The following is a 16,742-nucleotide window of genomic DNA, read 5'->3' on the forward strand; positions in this document are numbered from 1 at the left end:
GGCACCGGCTTATTCCTCGCCGGCGCCCTCATCTGTGTTATCGCCTTCTGCGGCAGGACTTTCCTCGCCTTCGACGTCTTCGTCATCGCTTTCAGCGATACGCTCAACACCGACCAGACGTTCATCTTCCTGGCTCAGTTTGATCAGGCGAACACCCTGGGTATTCCGGCTCAGCACCGATACCTCGTCAGTACGGGTACGAACCAGCGTGCCCTTGTCCGAGATCAGCATCATTTCGTCGCCGTCGAACAGCTGCAGCGCCGTCACCAGGTTACCGTTACGCTCGGAGCACTGCATGGCGATAACGCCCTGACTGCCACGACTGTAGGTTGGGAACTCGTCAATAGCGGTGCGTTTGCCATAGCCGTTCTCGCTGGCAGTCAGGAGCACGCCGCCTTCCTGCGGGATGATCAGGGACACCACGTGGTGACCTTCCGGCATCCTGATACCACGAACCCCGCGGGCCGTACGGCTCATCGGACGAACGGCTTCCTCATTAAAGCGAACGGCTTTGCCGGCGGTGGAGAACAGCATGACCTCAGCATCGCCCTTGGTGATGGCCGCGCCAATCAGGGTATCGCCTTCGTCCAGAGACAGGGCGATCAGACCGCTGCTGCGCGGACGGGAGAAGTTCGGCAGCGGGGTCTTCTTGACCACACCGGCAGAGGTGGCCATCAATACATACTGGTCTTCCGGATAATCTCGGACCGGCAGGAAGGTGGTGATGCGCTCACCCTCGTCCAGCGGCAGGATGTTGACCATCGGACGGCCACGGGAAGCGCGGCTGGCACGGGGAATCTCGAACACCCGTAGCCAGTACACCTTGCCACGGTTGGAGAAACACAAAATGGTGTCGTGGGAGTTGGCGACCAGCAGTTTCTCGACGAAATCCTCGTCCTTCATGGACGTTGCCGCCTTGCCCCGGCCACCACGGCGCTGGGCCTGATAGTCTTCGACCGCCTGGGTCTTGGCATAACCACCGTGGGAAATGGTGACTACCAGGTCTTCTTCATCGATCAGATCAGCGATGGTCAGGTCACGCTGGGAGCTGGTGATTTCGGTACGGCGCTCGTCACCGAACTCGGATACCACCGCTTCCAGTTCTTCGCGGATTACCTGCATGAGACGATCCGGATCCGCCAGGATTTCCAGCAGGCCGGCAATTTTCTCAAGGATGTCCTTGTATTCGTTCTGGAGCTTTTCGGTTTCCAGACCGGTCAGGCGGTGCAGACGCATATCCAGGATCGCCTGGGTCTGCTCCGGCGACATATGGTACAGCCCATCGCGCAGACCGTAGATTTCCGGCAGGTCATCGGGACGGCAGGCGTCTTCACCGGCACGCTCCAGCATCGCCAGTACGTCACCTGGCGCCCAGCCCTTGGCCATCAGCTTCTCTTTCGCTTCGACCGACGTCGGAGAAGACTTGATCAGCTCAATCATCTCATCGATGTTGGCCAGGGCAACGGTCAGGCCTTCCAGGATATGGCCACGTTCCCGGGCCTTGCGCAGCTCGTAGATGGTCCGGCGGGTCACCACTTCACGACGGTGACGCACGAACGCGTCGAGCATTTCCTTCAGGTTGAGAATCTTCGGCTCGCCGTTGATCAGCGCCACCATGTTGATACCAAACACGGTCTGCAACTGGGTATGGGCGAACAGGTTGTTGACGACCACTTCCGGGTTTTCACCACGGCGCAGCTCGATCACAACCCGGATGCCTTCCTTGTTGGACTCGTCCCGCAGCTCGGTAATGCCTTCCAGACGCTTTTCCTTGACCAGCTCGGCGATCTTCTCGATCAGACGCGCCTTGTTCAGCTGGTACGGCAGCTCGGTAATGATGATGGCATCGCGATTGGTCTTCTTGTCGTGCTCGATTTCGTGGCGGGCACGAATATAGATACGACCACGGCCGGTGCGATACGCCTCAACTATACCGGCACGACCATTAATAATGCCCTGGGTCGGGAAATCGGGGCCAGGAATGAACTCCATGAGCTCATCCACGGTCAGATCCGGATTATCAATCAGCGCCAGACACCCGCTGACCACCTCGGTCAGGTTGTGAGGCGGAATATTGGTGGCCATACCCACGGCAATACCGGAGGAACCGTTCACCAGCAGGTTCGGCACCCGGGTGGGCAGCACATCGGGAATCCGCTCGGTGCCGTCGTAATTGTCGACGAAATCCACGGTTTCCTTGTCCAGGTCCGCCAGCAGCGAGTGCGCGACCTTCTCCATACGGATCTCGGTGTAACGCATGGCGGCGGCGTTATCGCCGTCGATGGAACCGAAGTTACCCTGACCATCGACCAGCGGGTACCGCAGGGAGAATGGCTGGGCCATACGAACGATGGTGTCGTAAACCGCCGAGTCACCGTGGGGGTGGTATTTACCGATGACATCACCGACCACACGGGCGGATTTCTTGTAGGCCTTGTTCCAGTCATTGCCCAGCTCGGACATGGCGAACAGAACACGACGGTGAACCGGCTTGAGGCCGTCACGGACATCCGGAAGGGCCCGCCCGACGATGACGCTCATGGCGTAATCGAGGTAGGACTGCTTCAACTCATCTTCAATATTTACCGGCAGGATCTCTTTGGCTAACTCACCCATCGAGAAAGGTTCCTTTGCGTTTGCTGGAAGTCGTTTCAGGGCTTTTTCTACGCCCCATAGTTATTCTTTAACAAGCGGCCAATACTAACACAGTCAGCCCTTTACGGGGGCATACAGCGACCCTGCGTTAATTAAAAACCACCGTCTTGTTTTCGTAGGTGATGACCCGATCCTCGATATGAGACCGCAGGCCACGGGCCAGAACGTTCTTTTCCACGTCCTTGCCGAGACGGACCATGTCTTCAATGGAGTCGCTATGGCTGATGCGGATCACGTCCTGCTCAATGATCGGACCTTCGTCCAGGTCCTGAGTCACATAGTGGCAGGTTGCACCGATGAGCTTTACCCCACGGCTGTAGGCCTGGTGATACGGCCGCGCACCGGCGAAAGACGGCAGGAAGCTGTGGTGAATATTGATCACCTTGCCGGCGAACTTTTCACACAGGCTCGCTGGCAGGATCTGCATGTAGCGGGCAAGCACCACCACATCCGTATTATAACCCTCGATCAGGCCCTCGATTTCACCAAAGGCCTCGTCCCGGTTGTCCCGGGAAACCGGGATATAGTGATAGGGTATCTCATGCCATTCGACCATGCGGCGCAGGTCCTCATGGTTGGAGATCACTGCAACGATTTCGGCGTTGATCTCACGGCTGTGCCAGCGATGCAGCAGGTCCGCCACGCAGTGGGATTCCTTGCTGCACATCAGGACGACCTTCTTGGGCTGGGCCGAATCCGCAATGTGCCAGTTCATGCCAAACTCGCGGGCAATCGGCTCAAAGGCCGTCCGAAACTGGTCCAGACCGAAGGGAATCGAGCTGGCCTTGATCTCATGGCGCATGAAAAACCAGCCGGTCTGTGTATCGGAATGGTGGCTCGCCTCGGTAATCCAGCCATTGTAGGTGGATAGAAAGTTACTCACCTTGGCGACAATTCCCACCCGATCCGGGCAGGAAATCACAAGACGATAGGTATGCTCCATGAAAACCTTTCCTTAACTGAAATCCGGGAAAGCAGGTGCGTCGGGGAATCACCACCAACATTAACGGCACGCACCTATTAAAATGACCGGCTATCATAGCCTATCTGAACGCCAGAAACGAGGAATGGAGATATGGACAGAGGCCTCTACCACCGCACAAACAAAAACCCCGCCAGGAGGTGCTCAGGCCGCCTTTCAGTTGTGGCGGCGCTGACGTTTCTTGTGGCCATCGGGCCCGCGCATGGGCAAGCCATTCTTGAGGGCGAACGGTTTCACCCGGTCTCTGCAAAAGAGGGCATGGTAGCGACCAGCCACACGCTTGCCACGGAGGTGGCCCTTGAGGTCCTGGAAAATGGCGGCAATGCCGTGGATGCAGCTGTGACGGCAGGCTTTGCCTTGGCGGTGACCCAGCCCCGATCCGGCAATATTGGTGGCGGTGGTTTTATGCTGATTGCCAAAGGGGATGGCTCGGAACCAGAAGCCATTGATTACCGTGAAAAAGCGCCCGCCGACGCCTCAGAGACCATGTTTCAGGATGAATCCGGCAATGTCGTCCGTGATCGCAGCCGCTTCACCCACCTGGCTGCCGGCGTACCGGGAACCGTGGCGGGCCTGGCTTTGGCCCTGGAGCGGCACGGCACCCTCTCGCTGCAACAGGCTTTGGCACCTGCTATCAAGCTGGCCCGGGAAGGCTTTATTGTACCCCGGCGCTTTACGGAGGGTCTGGAGCAGGCCCGGGAAAGGCTACAGCGTTGGCCCGCCAGCCGAAATGCTTTCTATAAAGAGGACGGCAGCGCCTGGCAGCCCGGCGAACGCTTTCGTCAGCCTGAGCTGGCCGACACCTTACAGCGGATTGCGAATAACGGCGTGAAAGGCTTTTATGAGGGCGAAACCGCCACACTCATCGCCGAAGAAATGGCCCGGCATGGCGGCCTGATTACCCGGGAGGATTTGAGAAATTACCGCCCCGCAATCCGCACTCCGGTTCATGGCACGTATCGCGGATACGACATTTACTCCATGTCGCCCCCCTCCTCCGGCGGTACCCACATTGTTCAGATCCTCAACATACTGAAAGGCTTCCCCATGGCGGAATTCGGCCACAACTCCGCTGATGCGATCCACCATATGGCCGAGGCCATGAAGCTCGCCTATGCCGACCGCTCGAAATACCTCGGTGACACCGATTATGTAGACGTACCGCTGACGGGCCTGACCAGCAAAGGTTACGCCGAAGAACTCCGCAAGAGCATCGATCCCGACAAGGCACGCCCCGCCAGCGACATCAATCCCGGCCAGCCGGCGGCCTGGGAAAGCCCGGAGACCACCCACTTCTCCGTGGTGGACAAATGGGGCAACGCGGTGTCCAACACCTACACCATCAATTTCAGTTACGGCTCCGGCATCACCGTAAAGGGCGCCGGCTTTCTGCTTAATAATGAGATGGATGACTTCAGTGCCAAACCTGGCGTCCCCAACGCCTACGGGCTGATCGGTGGTGAAGCCAACAAGGTGGAGCCCGGCAAGAGGATGCTCAGCTCGATGTCACCGACCATTGTCAGAAAAGATGGCCAGAATGTGCTGGTAACGGGCAGCCCGGGTGGCTCGCGGATCATTACCACCACCTTGCAGGTCATCCTGAATGTGATTGATCACGGCATGAACATCCAGACCGCCGTGAGTGCGCCACGCATGCACCATCAGTGGCTGCCGGACGAGATCCGGGTTGAGCAGGGCATCAGCCCGGACACAATCCGCCTGCTGGAAGATCGGGGGCACAAAGTAAACCATGGTTCGGCCATGGGCGCGATCCAGAGCATACTGATCGACAACGAAGGCATGCTGCATGGCGGCGCAGACCCGCGCCGCAGTACATCGTCAGCCATGGGCTACTGAACCGGGAGGTTTTATGGACTTATCCGCGCAACCAACAGGCGGAAATCAACCAGATCCCCCTTCAACGTCCCTGCGACAACGGCTCAGGATTTTTTTGCGGAAATGGCAATACAGATACATTTGCTCTACCCCACTCGGCGTTATATGCAGCGTCTTGTGGTGACGTTGCAATTCAAACTCCCGGCCGAAAGTGCTTTCTAACTGTTCCGGACTGTATCTTCGCACCGGGAGACCACTGCATTTGGGCGGAGCCTCTGGCGCAAAGGTACCGATAATCACATGCCCACCCGGATTTAGCGCTTTTAGGAGGTTGTCACGATACGTCTGCTGCTGCTCAGGCCGGGTTAGAAAGTGAAACACAGCTCGATCGTGCCACAATTCATAATAATGCATTGGCATATCGATCGCGGTGATATCGCCGGTTAACCACGTGACCAGCCCTGCCCTTTTGCCCAATCGTGTTTTAACGGAGGTCAGGGCATGGTCTGATAGATCAAGCACTGAGACCAAACGATAACCTGCATCCAACAGGTCGTCGACCAATGTAGACGCTCCCCCACCGACGTCGATGATCGGAGCGTCGGAGGGCAGACCAAGCCCCTTGATCCAATCTAACGAGATCTGTAAATGGGGCTCATACCAACCCAGTTTTTCAGTGGGATTGATCGAGTAGACCTGATCCCAATGATCTTTATCGCTCATTTAATGTCAGCTCTTGACCGTGCTTAAGGATCTGCTTCAACCCCCCATCACATGGCCCTTGCAAATAGCCCGAAGGGCAAGGCCTTTAACACGTAACTCAGAGGCGTCCAGGGCCACCAGGGCACATAGGCGCGGCGCTTCTCGGATTCGATGGCCTTGACCAGAGCTTTGACTCCAGTCTCTAAGTCGACCCGGAAAGGCGCATTTTTGGTATCGCGATTGATGTCCGTCAGAATGTAGCCGGGCAGAACGTTGCTGACGTTGATGGGTTTGTTATGGGTATCCAGTTGCAGCCCCTCCGCCAGCGAGGCCACAGCAGCTTTGGTAGCGGCATAAACGTTAAGGGGGCCGCGGAAACCACGAATCCCACTTACCGAAGACATCAGCACCAGATGGCCACTGTTCTGTTCCCTGAAAATCTCCATGGCCGCCTCGCTCTGGGCAATGGCTGCAATAAAGTTGGTTTCTGCGGTGTGACGGTTGGCGGCAAAGTGTCCTCGGCCAATCGGTTGGGAACTGCCGACACCCGCATTCACAACCACCCGGTCCAGACTGCCCAACTCATCCCTGAAGCCCCGGAACACCTCAAAGACCTGATCGTAGTCACACACATCCAGGCCCCGGACCAGCACCCGAATGTTCGGGTAAGCTTGCTGCAATTCCCGCTGCAGAGCTTCCAGTTTATCGGCTCGCCGCGCACACAGTGCCAGATTACAGCCCTTGGCCGCCCATTCCCTCGCCATACCTTCACCGAGACCGGTGCTGGCACCGGTAATCAGAATGTTCTTTCGCATCAGTCGTGCCTTATTTTATTGAGATATTTTATACTCAGACTATCACGATTGGCCTTGTACGGTAGGTTAAAGGCTCGGTGACACAAGGTTGCCAGAGAGTCGGCCATGGGTTATTGATGACAGTCATTGACCAGAGTCACTGACTTCACAGGAGGCACTATGTATCTTTCTGTACAACTGAGCTGTTATCCCCTGAAAGACGACTACAAACAGCCAATATGGGATCTCATCACACGGTTGGAGCAAACCGGTCTGGAAGTCCACTCGGGACGTATGAGCACGGAAATTTTTGGCGACTATGATGAGGTTATGAAGGTACTCTCGGAGACCATGAAGTGGTCATTCGAGACGTACGGTAAATCCGTCTTCGTGGCGAAGATCATGGAGGGCGACCGGAGACCCAGATGACAGCACCCAACGGGCCAGGAAACCAGCAAAAGCCGGAGAACAATCCGCAACCGGCTCTTCCCAACCGCTACTCGTTCCTGTGGCTCAGCGCCGCCATCTTCCTGATGATGCTCTGGCTGCAGGACAGCGGGCAGCCCCGGCTTCAGGAACTGGCCTACTCCGACTTCAAGACAGCGGTGGCGAACGATCAGGTCGCAGAGGTCACGCTCAAGGAAGAATCGATTACCGGCCTGTTCACAGACAGCGGTGCTGCGTCCTTCAGCTCGGAGAGCCCCGCCCGGCTCAGCAGCCCGGGATTCCACACCATACGTCCGCCGATGGAAGATCCGTCACTGCTGACTCTGCTGGAAGAACACGAAGTGACCATCAAGGCGACACCCTCGGGGCTACCCTGGTGGCAGGAGATGATCCGTGGTTTCCTGCCCTGGCTCCTGCTACTGGCGTTGATGTTCTGGTTCTGGGGTGCGGCGCAGAAAAAGATGACCCAGGGCGGCGGCCCCTTTGATTTCAGCCGCTCGAAAGCCCGAAGGGCCCGCAAGGAAACCTCCACGGCCACACTGGACGATGTCGCCGGGATCGAATCCGCCAAGCGGGAAATCGCCGAGATCATCGATTTCCTCAAATCTCCCGAGAAGTACCGGGCTCTCGGGGCCGTAATGCCCAAAGGGGTCTTGCTGGTTGGTCCGCCGGGAACCGGCAAGACCCTACTGGCGCGGGCTATTGCCGGTGAAGCGGAGGTGCCCTTCTACAGCATCAGCGCGTCGGAATTTATTGAGATGTTTGTAGGCGTAGGTGCGGCCCGGGTGCGGGATATGTTCCAGGAGGCACGCAAGGAAGCGCCGGCACTGATCTTCATCGACGAACTGGACGCCATTGGTCGCTCCCGGGGCGCCGGCCTCGGCGGGGGCCACGACGAACGGGAACAGACGCTGAACCAGATCCTCACCGAGATGGACGGCTTCGAGGCCCACGAGAATGTCCTGGTGCTGGCCGCCACCAACCGGCCGGACGTACTGGACAGCGCCCTGCTCCGTCCGGGACGATTCGACCGCAAAATAACCCTGGACCGCCCCCACAAGGAAGCCCGCACGGCCATCCTTCAGGTCCATGTCCGCAAGGTACCCCTGGCAGAGGATGTGAACCTTGAACAACTGGCGGCCCGGACCATCGGATTTTCTGGCGCGGACCTGAAAAACCTGGTGAATGAAGCAGCGTTGACGGCAGCCCGGGAGAATCTCCATGAGGTAAATGAGCACTGTTTTGAACTGGCCCGGGACCGGATTATTCTGGGCGAAGAACGGGACGCCCATCTTACTCCGCAGGAACGGGAAGCCGTGGCGTATCACGAATGCGGCCACGCCATCATGGCCTATTACATGCCGAATGCGGACCCGCTGACCAAGGTGACTATCATTCCCCACGGCATGGCCATGGGTGTCACTGAGCAAACTCCGCGGGAAGACCATTACACCTACACGGAAAGCTACCTGAAGGACCGCATCAAGGTGATGCTTGGTGGGCGGTGTTCCGAAAAACTTATTTACGGCGAAGTGAGTACCGGCGCCCAGAACGACCTGAAGGAAGCCACCACCCTGGTTCGCCGGATGATCGGTCAGTGGGGCATGAGTGAAAAAATCGGCCCCCTGGGCCTGAGCATCGGCGAAGAACACGTGTTCCTTGGTCGGGAAATGGGCCTGCCAAGGGAGTTCAGCGAAAAGATGGCCGAGCTGATCGACACGGAAATCCAGGCACAGCTGATGGCCCTGGAAAAAGCCACCCACGACTTCCTCAGCGAACACCGTGACCAGCTTGAAGCCCTGACCAGAGCGGTACTGAAAAAGGAAACCCTGTCAGCCGAGGAGATCGAGGAAATTCTGCGCAAGGAAGACGCCCGTAACATTGCCTGAGCCGCCCCGAACGCCAAATATCAGGGTGTAACTGTCACGGGCAGGCTTAGGGCAATCAGCAACTGGTCAGCCCCCGGTTCAGTGAACAGCGAACATTCCCGGCTGACCACAAGCTGCGCGGCCCGCTCCTCTCGCAACACCCTCGCGACCGTGTCCGGATCCGTGGCAGGTAACACACGCACACGAGTGCCCGCTCCCAGGACGTCCAGGTCTTGCCTGATCGCCTCAAGTTGGTCTGCCGATATATCGTTCTCAGACCGTAACAACACGGTAACTGGCAACTGATGATAACGAGAGGCTTCTGTGGCCGCCTGAAGAGCCCGGTGATTGGCATCCGCATGGTCATTCAGAAATACAATGATCCGGTTACGGGGCGAGACCATTCCTTCAGACCATAACAACACCCTGGAGGACGACTTGCGAATCAACCCGCGGGCCGTGGAACCAAGACGGGATCCAGGCACCAGTGACCAGCCGACTCGACCAAGTACGAGCAGATCCTGCGGGCCCGCCAACGCCAGCACCTCATCAACAACCCGACCTCGGGCGACACTCAGCTCGTGACGCCCACCACGGCTGCTAACCTTGCGAGCCAATGCCTCCTCGACTTCCTGCGCCAGACGTCGCATGCGTCGTTCGAGCATGGCTGAATCCAAAGGCCGACTGATACCTGATGCGGCCCCGACTTCCCGGGAAAAACCATAGCCGGCACTGCGCAGCAGATTCAGTTCTTCAACAAAAATCCCCAGCACATCGGCTCCGGTGCGTGCCGCAATGTCTGCCGCCGCATCAAGAGCGGCATAGCCCATCCTGGATCCATCCAGAAGAACCAGTACCCGCCCTGTTAACATGCCGTGGCCGCTCTGATCATCCGCTAAGTCAGTCACTGCTCCTGCCCCCGCCGTTATTACTGCCTCCGTTTTCATCCTGTTTTTTGCTGACTTCAGCGAACCTCGTCAGCCGCTCGGCCACCTGCCGGTTGAAGCTATGCTCCGGATATTCCCCGTTACTGTCCGGCTCACCGGCTTCCAGGCCGGTTAAAAGTTCAATGGCCTGGTTGATGTCGGAAATCGGGTAAATCCGGAACCGGTCCTCGGCGATCGCCTGCCGCACATCGGCTCTGAGCATCAGGTGTTCAACATTACTGGCTGGCAGTAAAACGCCCTGCCCCCGGATCTCGCCCGCTTCCCGGCAGACGTCAAAGAACCCTTCTATCTTCTCATTAACCCCGCCAACGGCCTGAATTTCACCGTGCTGGTTCATGGATCCGGTGACCGCAAAGGACTGTTTCAGGGGAATCCGGGCAATGGCCGAAAGCAGCACACAGGTTTCAGCCACCGACGCGGAATCCCCCTCTACCCCACCATAGGATTGTTCAAAGGCCAGACTTGCCGACAGGGACAACTCCCCTTCACCCGCATAACGGCTTGCCAGAAACCGCGAAAGAATCATCACTGCCTTGCTGTGAATGGGACCACCGAGTTTGGCTTCCCGCTCGATATCCGCAACCTGGCCCTTGCCCGGGCGAGCCGTCGCGGTAATCCGCGTGGGCTGCCCGAACATGGAGGCACCCAGTCTGAGCACCGACAAGCCATTGATCTGCGCCACCTCCTCACCTTCCGTAGCGATCATCACCACACCCCGGGTTATTTGCTCCCGGCTTCGCTCGCGAACCCGGCTGGCCCGGTATTCCCGCTCATCGATGGCCTGCTGAATGTGACTGGCTTCGACCGTATCTGCACCAGACTGGCCGGCCCAGTGGTCCGCCTCGCTCAGAATGTCCCGAAGCACGCGATCGTGGGCGGTCAACTTGCGTTGATCCGCGGCCAGACGACTGGCGTGCTCAATCAGCCGGGCCACCGCATCACGCTCCAGAGGCCGCATTTTCAGCGCGCGGGCCATGGTGGCGATCATCCGGGAGTAGAGTTCGTAACAGTCGTCGCTGCGATCGAGGTCGTCCTCGAAATCCGCTTCTACCTTGAACAGATCCAGAAAATCGGGGTCGTAATGGGAGAGCAGGTAATACAGCATCCGATCCCCGAGCAGCACCACCTTGACCGAAACCGGTATCGGCTCGGGCTGCTGGCTGACGGTACTAACCAGGCCATAAAGCCGTTCCAGCGACTCAATACGGATTTCACCCGAGAACAGAATCCGCTTGAGGCTCTCCCACGCCATTGGCTGGGTAAGTACACGCCGGGCGTCCAGGATCAGATACCCGCCGTTGGCGCGATGCATGGAGCCACCGCGGATCAGAGTAAAATCGGTGTAGAGGTTGCCCTGGCGAGCCCGGTGTTCAATCTGGCCGGTCAGGTGCTGGTGATTGGGAAGGTCCTCATAGATAACGGGCGCTCCCACGGTATCGGCGTTGTCTATCAGTAGATTGACCTTGTAGCGGGCCAGCAGGCCGACCGGAGGGCCTTCATCGCTGTCCTGGAACGCTTCGGCATGCTCAACCACGTCTTCACGAACCGCATCCAGGTAATCGACAACCGTAGGAAGATGCGACCATTTCTCCCGCAGTTCGCCAATGGGTCCGCCCAGCGTCAGCTGAACCATTTCTTCGTTCAGGGCATGGACTCGTTGCCGCACTTCCTTGCGCAATCTGGGAATCTGCTGGATGGTCTGCTGGAGTTTTTTCTGTAATTCCTCGACCTTGGCTTCAATCAGTTGTTTCTCTTCGTCAGATAAGGTCTTGTACTCTTCCGGGTCAATCACCTCACCCTTACGCATCGGCGCAAAGGTAAAACCCGCCGGGGTGGTGATCATCGCGATGTTGTTGGCGTTCGCCTCCTCCTGAATGCCAGACAGGCCCTGGTGCTGGCGCCTGGCCATTTCTTCCTGAAGTTCCTGGAGCCGGGCCTGATATTCCTCGCTCTCAAAGGCTGCCGGAATGGCGGTGCGCAGTTCCTCGGCCAGGTCGCTCATGTCCCCCTTGAACTGCTGCCCCTCCCCTGCCGATAGCTGAATGACATTCGGTCGGTCCGAATACCGGAAGTTGAAAACATGGCACCAGTCGGGGGGTACCGGCTGCCGGGCCGCCTGTTGCGAGAGAAAACGCTGCACCAGTTCGTGCTTTTCCGCCCCTGAAGGCCCGAGAACAAAGAGGTTGAAGCCATCGGCCTGCATATTGGCACCGAACTCCAGCGCCCTCAGAACCCGATCCTGTCCGCAGGGCTGCTCCAGGTCTTCAAGATCCTCCGTGGTAATGAAATCCAGCTTTTCCGGCGGACAACGGTAGTAGACCTGCTCTCCGGTCAAAGGTGCGGGTAACGGCATTACATCCTCCTGATGGTTTCAACGGTAAAGCGAGATGCCTTGGTGCCAGACCGATTGATACACTGTCATGAGGAAACTATAGATGATCCGGTGCCATTCAGACGCGGATTTTCGGGATCAGACGACCAGGCTGGCAGCCCGGCCCTATCACATACGACCCACGAACAGGGAAACCACGAGTATCGTACCGAGGAATGCCACGATCATATTGACTGTCAGCCCCCAGCGGAATCCATAGCCTTCCGGGAACTCCGCAGGGGTCAGGGTGCGCAACAGCGCCCGGAACTGGCGTGACGACCAGATCGCCGCGAACGCTCCCAGCAAAATAAACAGTATGCCGATCCAGAACGTCAGCACCGAGTTAATGGCCCCCACGACGTCCGGAGCCAGGGCGTGTAACAACAAACCAGCCCGCTCGATCAGGAACCCGAAGGCGATAAAGGACAAACTGGTCCGATTCCATGCCAGCAGGGTACGTTCGGCGGCAAACAACACTCGCGGGTCTTTCAGGTCTGACATCAGGTGCTTTCCTTTCCGTCCAGAAGCGGGTTCTCGGGTGCGTGCCCGTAACAGGTAATGCGTATATCCACGGTTACCGTCAGGGAGTCCAGCGCGGCGGCACGCTCAAGTCCCTCTGCACTCGCCCGGTACAGATGCGGCGTCATTGCCAGCAAATCGGCGATCCGGTCCTGGCTGTTGAGCGCCAGGGTAAATCGCTCTGTTGTGGTATTCAGGGCAATGAAGCCCTCCGGGGCTTTGGCGGCCACGTTCTTTTCTGGCTTCAATGCAGGATAAATAATCTCCCGCAGCTCCAGCAGGTGCTCCGACCCCGCATCCACCTGGATCAGCTGACCACCCGGTTTCAGAACCCGGGAAAACTCGGAATACACCGGAAACCCGAACAAGCATAGCACCCGGTCCACGGAATCAGATAACACCGGCAATCTGGCGTTGGTGCCCACCACCCATGCCGGTCGTTTGTCCTGTTTCGCGGCCGCCAGCACCGCCCACTTGGAAATATCCACGCCCAGCAGTTCAAGGGAGTATCGTTCTCCGGCCGCAGCCGCCAGCTGCCTCAGGTAATACCCTTCCCCGCAACCAGCATCCAGGCAGCTGATGGAGCCTTCACCAGGAGCTTCCGCCAACACCGCACGATTCACCGCAGCGGCGATGGGTTGATAGAAGTCACCATTCAGGAGGTTGCGGCGTGCCGCTACCATCTCCTTGCTGTCGCCAGGGTTGCGGGAGCGCTTGTTCTGCACCGGTAACAGGTGCGTGTAGCCCTGACGGGCGATATCAAAGTTGTGACCTGACGGGCAGCGCCAGGCCGTGTCAGTCCGGGTCAGCGGGTCGCCATCCAACGGGCAGGCCAGAGCCTGAAACGGGGTAACGGGCATGCAGTATCCGCCTGAGTTCATCTGTGTACGGGGATGCAAGGCTAACCCAAACGCCCCCGATGGTCTAAATTTAAAGCCACGCCTGTCACCAAACCAGCCCGTTGCGTGTTTATGAGCAACCCGTTCGCCAAGCTGCTCAACATCAACCGCGAGGAAATCCTCCCGGTCATGCTCGCGGTGTTTTTCTTTTTCTGTGTACTCACCGCGCTGATGGTTCTGCGCCCCGCGCGGGAGGCCCTTGGTATCCAGGGTGGCATTGAAACCGTACGCTGGCTGTTTATCGGCACCGCGGTCATTACCCTGATGATCAATCCGGTGTTCGGGCTGCTGGTCAGCCGCCTGCGCCGCCTGACCTTCATCACCACGACCTACGTGTTTTTCGGGTTAAGCCTGGTGGCGTTTTATCTGGTCATGACGCGGGCCCCCAACGTCATCGGCGTCACCACCGGGCAGATTTTCTATGTCTGGTTCAGCGTGTTCAATCTGTTCATCACCATGGTGTTCTGGGCGGTGATGGCGGATCGCTTCACCCTCGATCAGGGCAAACGCTTTTTCGGTGTCATCGCCGTGGGCGGTACCTGCGGGGCCATTTTCGGGCCCTGGCTGACGTCCGTGCTGGCTGAGCCCCTGGGGACCCCGGCCCTGCTTCTTGTCAGCACCGGGTTTCTGGCTCTGGCGCTGGCTGCCTGCTGGGCTGTTACCCACGTACAGCCGGACCGGATCGGTCGCACACACGATACCCGGCCAGCCATCGACGAGCGCGAACTGATCGGTGGTAAAGCCTGGGAAGGCTTTCGGGCAGTGTTTCGTTCCCGTTACCTGTCGGGCATAGCCACCTACGTCATCATCCTGGCGATCGTGGTTACGTTCATTTATTTCACGCGGTTGCAGATGGTGGCCGAACTCGGTGAAAGCACCGACCAGAGAACCACCCTGTTTGCCAGAATCGATCTGATCACCCAGGCGGCCACGCTCATCATGCAGGCACTGGTAGCCGGCCACCTGATGAAACGGCTCGGCGTACACATCACCCTGGCTCTGCTACCTTTAACTACAGTGTTGGGCTTTATCGGCCTGGCCATGGTCGGCTCCCTGGCGGCGCTGATTACCCTGGAAGCTTCCTTCCGTGCGGTACAGCGCGCCATTATGCGCCCGGCCCGGGAAACCCTGTATACCGTGGCAAGCCGGGAGGACAAATACAAAGCCAAGGCCTTTATTGATACCTTCGTCTATCGTGGTGGTGATGTGGTGGGCGCGCAGGTAGAAGGCCTGCTCGGGCGCCTGGGTATGGGGCTGGCCGCCGTGGCCAGCGTCGCGGTTCCCCTGGCATTGATGTGGGCCCTACTGGGGCTGTGGTTGGGCAGGACGCAACAGTCCATCGCGACCGCTCTGGAATCGGAGGACGCCACCGAAAAGAGGACATCACCATGATTTCCCGCAGAGACTACCTGAAACTCACCCTCGCCGCCGGCGCTACACTGGCCCTGAATCCCGGCATGCTCTGGGCCGAGGACAAACAACTGGAACTGATCACCCGTGCCATCCCGTCCTCCGGCGAACGCCTGCCAGTGGTGGGGCTGGGCAGCTCCGCCACTTTCGCCAGTGTGTCCCGCAGTGACGACCGGAATGCCTTACGGAACGTTCTGAAAACACTGGTCGAGAAAGGCGGCAACGTCTTCGACACTGCCCCGAGCTATGGCGCTTCGGAAGCAGTGGCCGGGCAAATCGCCGAGGAACTGAACATCACCGATGACCTGTTCTGGGCCACCAAGGTGAACGTTGCCGGATGGGGTGGCGGCAAGGCCAATCCCGACACTGCGAGAGAGCAGATCGAAACTTCCTTCCGGCGCATCGGTACACCGGTCATCGACCTGATACAGGTCCATAACCTCGGGGACGTACCCACGCAACTCGGCATTCTCAAGGAGATGCGGGAAGAACAGCGGGTGCGTTATATCGGCGTAACCACCACCTTCCCCCGCCAGTATGAAAGCCTGGAGAGCATCATGGCGCGGGAACCCCTGGACTTCATCGGCATCGATTACGCCGTCGACAACCTAACGATGGAGCAGCGGATACTGCCACTGGCCAGGGAAAAAGGCATAGGCGTACTGGTCTACGCTCCTTTCGGCCGAACCCGGCTCTGGGACAAAGTGAAGGGCAAAGATGTGCCCACCTGGGCGGCGGAATTCGACGCTTATTCCTGGGGTCAGTTCTTCCTGAAGTTCGTCGTCGCCCACCCGGCAGTCACCACGGCCACACCGGCAACCAGTAAGGCCCGTCACATGGCGGACAATATGGGTGCTGCCATGGGGGCTCTACCCGACGAGGAAATGCGTCAGAGGATGATCCACCATATCGCTGGCCTGTGATCACAACGGACCGGAACGTTGCTGATCAGCCCTCGTAGGCGGCATCGGTGCGCGCCGCCATGATGAAGTCGTTCCTGTGCAGACCACCGATCTTGTGGGTCCACCAGCGTACGGTCACCTTACCCCATTCCAGCAGGATGGCAGGATGATGGCCCTCCGCTTCGGCCAGTTCCCCGATCGTGTTAGTAAACGCCAGGGCCTTGGCAAAATTGCTGAACTTGAAAACCCGCTTCAGCTGCTCTTCGCCATCCAGTTCAATAAGCTGCCACTCCGGAACTTCTCGCTGCAGGCTCTGCTTCTCTTCGTCGGTGGCTTTCGGGGCATCCGCACGACAGGCTTCGCAGGATTGCGTGGTCAGTGAACTCATGGTTCAACCTCCCTGATTAATG

The 16,742-nt window shown here is 58.4% G+C and carries 14 protein-coding genes; 5 read left to right on the forward strand and 9 right to left on the reverse strand.

From position 1 onward, the window contains the following. Positions 1-9: 9 nt before the first annotated feature. Positions 10-2,616: a DNA gyrase subunit A gene (gene gyrA, locus Q0Y21_RS11135; protein ID WP_297795093.1), complete on the reverse strand. Its 2,607-nt coding sequence runs from the start codon at positions 2,614-2,616 to the stop codon at positions 10-12. Positions 2,617-2,743: 127 nt separating this feature from the next. After that, a complete protein-coding gene (purU, locus tag Q0Y21_RS11140; RefSeq protein ID WP_297795096.1) occupies positions 2,744-3,598 on the reverse strand; it encodes a formyltetrahydrofolate deformylase in 855 nt (284 codons plus the stop codon). Positions 3,599-3,730: 132 nt separating this feature from the next. Between purU and ggt the strand changes: the two genes are divergently transcribed. Next, positions 3,731-5,494: a gamma-glutamyltransferase gene (gene ggt / locus Q0Y21_RS11145; RefSeq protein ID WP_297795098.1), complete on the forward strand. Its 1,764-nt coding sequence runs from the start codon at positions 3,731-3,733 to the stop codon at positions 5,492-5,494. 45 nt (positions 5,495-5,539) lie between these two features. Here ggt and Q0Y21_RS11150 read toward each other — a convergent pair whose 3' ends face one another. Both Q0Y21_RS11150 and Q0Y21_RS11155 read right to left on the reverse strand, forming a co-directional pair. Next, positions 5,540-6,196, reverse strand: coding sequence for a class I SAM-dependent methyltransferase (locus tag Q0Y21_RS11150; protein ID WP_297795101.1), 657 nt, complete (start codon positions 6,194-6,196; stop codon positions 5,540-5,542). A gap of 47 nt (positions 6,197-6,243) precedes the next feature. Beyond that, a complete protein-coding gene (locus Q0Y21_RS11155) occupies positions 6,244-6,990 on the reverse strand; it encodes an SDR family oxidoreductase (protein WP_297795104.1) in 747 nt (248 codons plus the stop codon). A gap of 159 nt (positions 6,991-7,149) precedes the next feature. Between Q0Y21_RS11155 and Q0Y21_RS11160 the strand changes: the two genes are divergently transcribed. Next, on the forward strand, positions 7,150-7,398 hold the full coding sequence (locus Q0Y21_RS11160) for a YkoF family thiamine/hydroxymethylpyrimidine-binding protein (protein ID WP_297795107.1): 249 nt from the start codon (positions 7,150-7,152) through the stop codon (positions 7,396-7,398). Continuing rightward, positions 7,395-9,305 (forward strand): ATP-dependent zinc metalloprotease FtsH, encoded by a 1,911-nt coding sequence (ftsH, locus tag Q0Y21_RS11165; protein WP_297795110.1) that lies wholly within the window; start codon positions 7,395-7,397, stop codon positions 9,303-9,305. The genes Q0Y21_RS11160 and ftsH overlap by 4 nt, the downstream gene beginning before the upstream one ends. Positions 9,306-9,325: 20 nt before the next feature. On the opposite strand, the gene Q0Y21_RS11170 is transcribed toward ftsH, so the two are convergent. The 4 genes from Q0Y21_RS11170 to Q0Y21_RS11185 form a co-directional block, all read right to left on the reverse strand. After that, positions 9,326-10,192, reverse strand: a complete 867-nt coding sequence (locus tag Q0Y21_RS11170) for a universal stress protein (protein WP_297795113.1) — start codon at positions 10,190-10,192, stop codon at positions 9,326-9,328. Beyond that, complete coding sequence (locus Q0Y21_RS11175) at positions 10,185-12,584, reverse strand: ATP-binding protein (RefSeq protein ID WP_297795116.1); 2,400 nt, start codon at positions 12,582-12,584, stop codon at positions 10,185-10,187. The genes Q0Y21_RS11170 and Q0Y21_RS11175 overlap by 8 nt, the downstream gene beginning before the upstream one ends. A 147-nt stretch (positions 12,585-12,731) precedes the next feature. Further along, positions 12,732-13,103: a DUF202 domain-containing protein gene (locus Q0Y21_RS11180; protein WP_297795120.1), complete on the reverse strand. Its 372-nt coding sequence runs from the start codon at positions 13,101-13,103 to the stop codon at positions 12,732-12,734. Further along, positions 13,103-13,981, reverse strand: coding sequence for a putative RNA methyltransferase (locus Q0Y21_RS11185; protein WP_297795123.1), 879 nt, complete (start codon positions 13,979-13,981; stop codon positions 13,103-13,105). The genes Q0Y21_RS11180 and Q0Y21_RS11185 overlap by 1 nt, the downstream gene beginning before the upstream one ends. Positions 13,982-14,092: 111 nt before the next feature. Between Q0Y21_RS11185 and Q0Y21_RS11190 the strand changes: the two genes are divergently transcribed. Beyond that, positions 14,093-15,412, forward strand: coding sequence for an MFS transporter (locus Q0Y21_RS11190; protein ID WP_297795126.1), 1,320 nt, complete (start codon positions 14,093-14,095; stop codon positions 15,410-15,412). Further along, complete coding sequence (locus Q0Y21_RS11195) at positions 15,409-16,353, forward strand: aldo/keto reductase (RefSeq protein ID WP_297795129.1); 945 nt, start codon at positions 15,409-15,411, stop codon at positions 16,351-16,353. Before Q0Y21_RS11190 ends, Q0Y21_RS11195 begins: the two co-directional genes overlap by 4 nt. Positions 16,354-16,378: 25 nt before the next feature. Here the strand turns inward: Q0Y21_RS11195 and Q0Y21_RS11200 are convergent, their stop codons facing one another. Then, positions 16,379-16,720: a 4a-hydroxytetrahydrobiopterin dehydratase gene (locus Q0Y21_RS11200; RefSeq protein ID WP_297795131.1), complete on the reverse strand. Its 342-nt coding sequence runs from the start codon at positions 16,718-16,720 to the stop codon at positions 16,379-16,381. Positions 16,721-16,742: the final 22 nt, after the last annotated feature.

Source organism: uncultured Marinobacter sp. (genome assembly GCF_947259545.1).
Taxonomy (GTDB): domain Bacteria; phylum Pseudomonadota; class Gammaproteobacteria; order Pseudomonadales; family Oleiphilaceae; genus Marinobacter.

What these genes read in the sequence shown, in the direction of transcription:
- gyrA (WP_297795093.1), bottom strand. Translation starts at nt 2,616, where the DNA reads ATGGGTGAGTTAGCCAAAGAGATCCTGCCGGTAAATATTGAAGATGAG.
- purU (WP_297795096.1), bottom strand. Translation starts at nt 3,598, where the DNA reads ATGGAGCATACCTATCGTCTTGTGATTTCCTGCCCGGATCGGGTGGGA.
- ggt (WP_297795098.1), top strand. Translation starts at nt 3,731, where the DNA reads ATGGACAGAGGCCTCTACCACCGCACAAACAAAAACCCCGCCAGGAGG.
- Q0Y21_RS11150 (WP_297795101.1), bottom strand. Translation starts at nt 6,196, where the DNA reads ATGAGCGATAAAGATCATTGGGATCAGGTCTACTCGATCAATCCCACT.
- Q0Y21_RS11155 (WP_297795104.1), bottom strand. Translation starts at nt 6,990, where the DNA reads ATGCGAAAGAACATTCTGATTACCGGTGCCAGCACCGGTCTCGGTGAA.
- Q0Y21_RS11160 (WP_297795107.1), top strand. Translation starts at nt 7,150, where the DNA reads ATGTATCTTTCTGTACAACTGAGCTGTTATCCCCTGAAAGACGACTAC.
- ftsH (WP_297795110.1), top strand. Translation starts at nt 7,395, where the DNA reads ATGACAGCACCCAACGGGCCAGGAAACCAGCAAAAGCCGGAGAACAAT.
- Q0Y21_RS11175 (WP_297795116.1), bottom strand. Translation starts at nt 12,584, where the DNA reads ATGCCGTTACCCGCACCTTTGACCGGAGAGCAGGTCTACTACCGTTGT.
- Q0Y21_RS11180 (WP_297795120.1), bottom strand. Translation starts at nt 13,103, where the DNA reads ATGTCAGACCTGAAAGACCCGCGAGTGTTGTTTGCCGCCGAACGTACC.
- Q0Y21_RS11185 (WP_297795123.1), bottom strand. Translation starts at nt 13,981, where the DNA reads ATGCCCGTTACCCCGTTTCAGGCTCTGGCCTGCCCGTTGGATGGCGAC.
- Q0Y21_RS11190 (WP_297795126.1), top strand. Translation starts at nt 14,093, where the DNA reads ATGAGCAACCCGTTCGCCAAGCTGCTCAACATCAACCGCGAGGAAATC.
- Q0Y21_RS11195 (WP_297795129.1), top strand. Translation starts at nt 15,409, where the DNA reads ATGATTTCCCGCAGAGACTACCTGAAACTCACCCTCGCCGCCGGCGCT.
- Q0Y21_RS11200 (WP_297795131.1), bottom strand. Translation starts at nt 16,720, where the DNA reads ATGAGTTCACTGACCACGCAATCCTGCGAAGCCTGTCGTGCGGATGCC.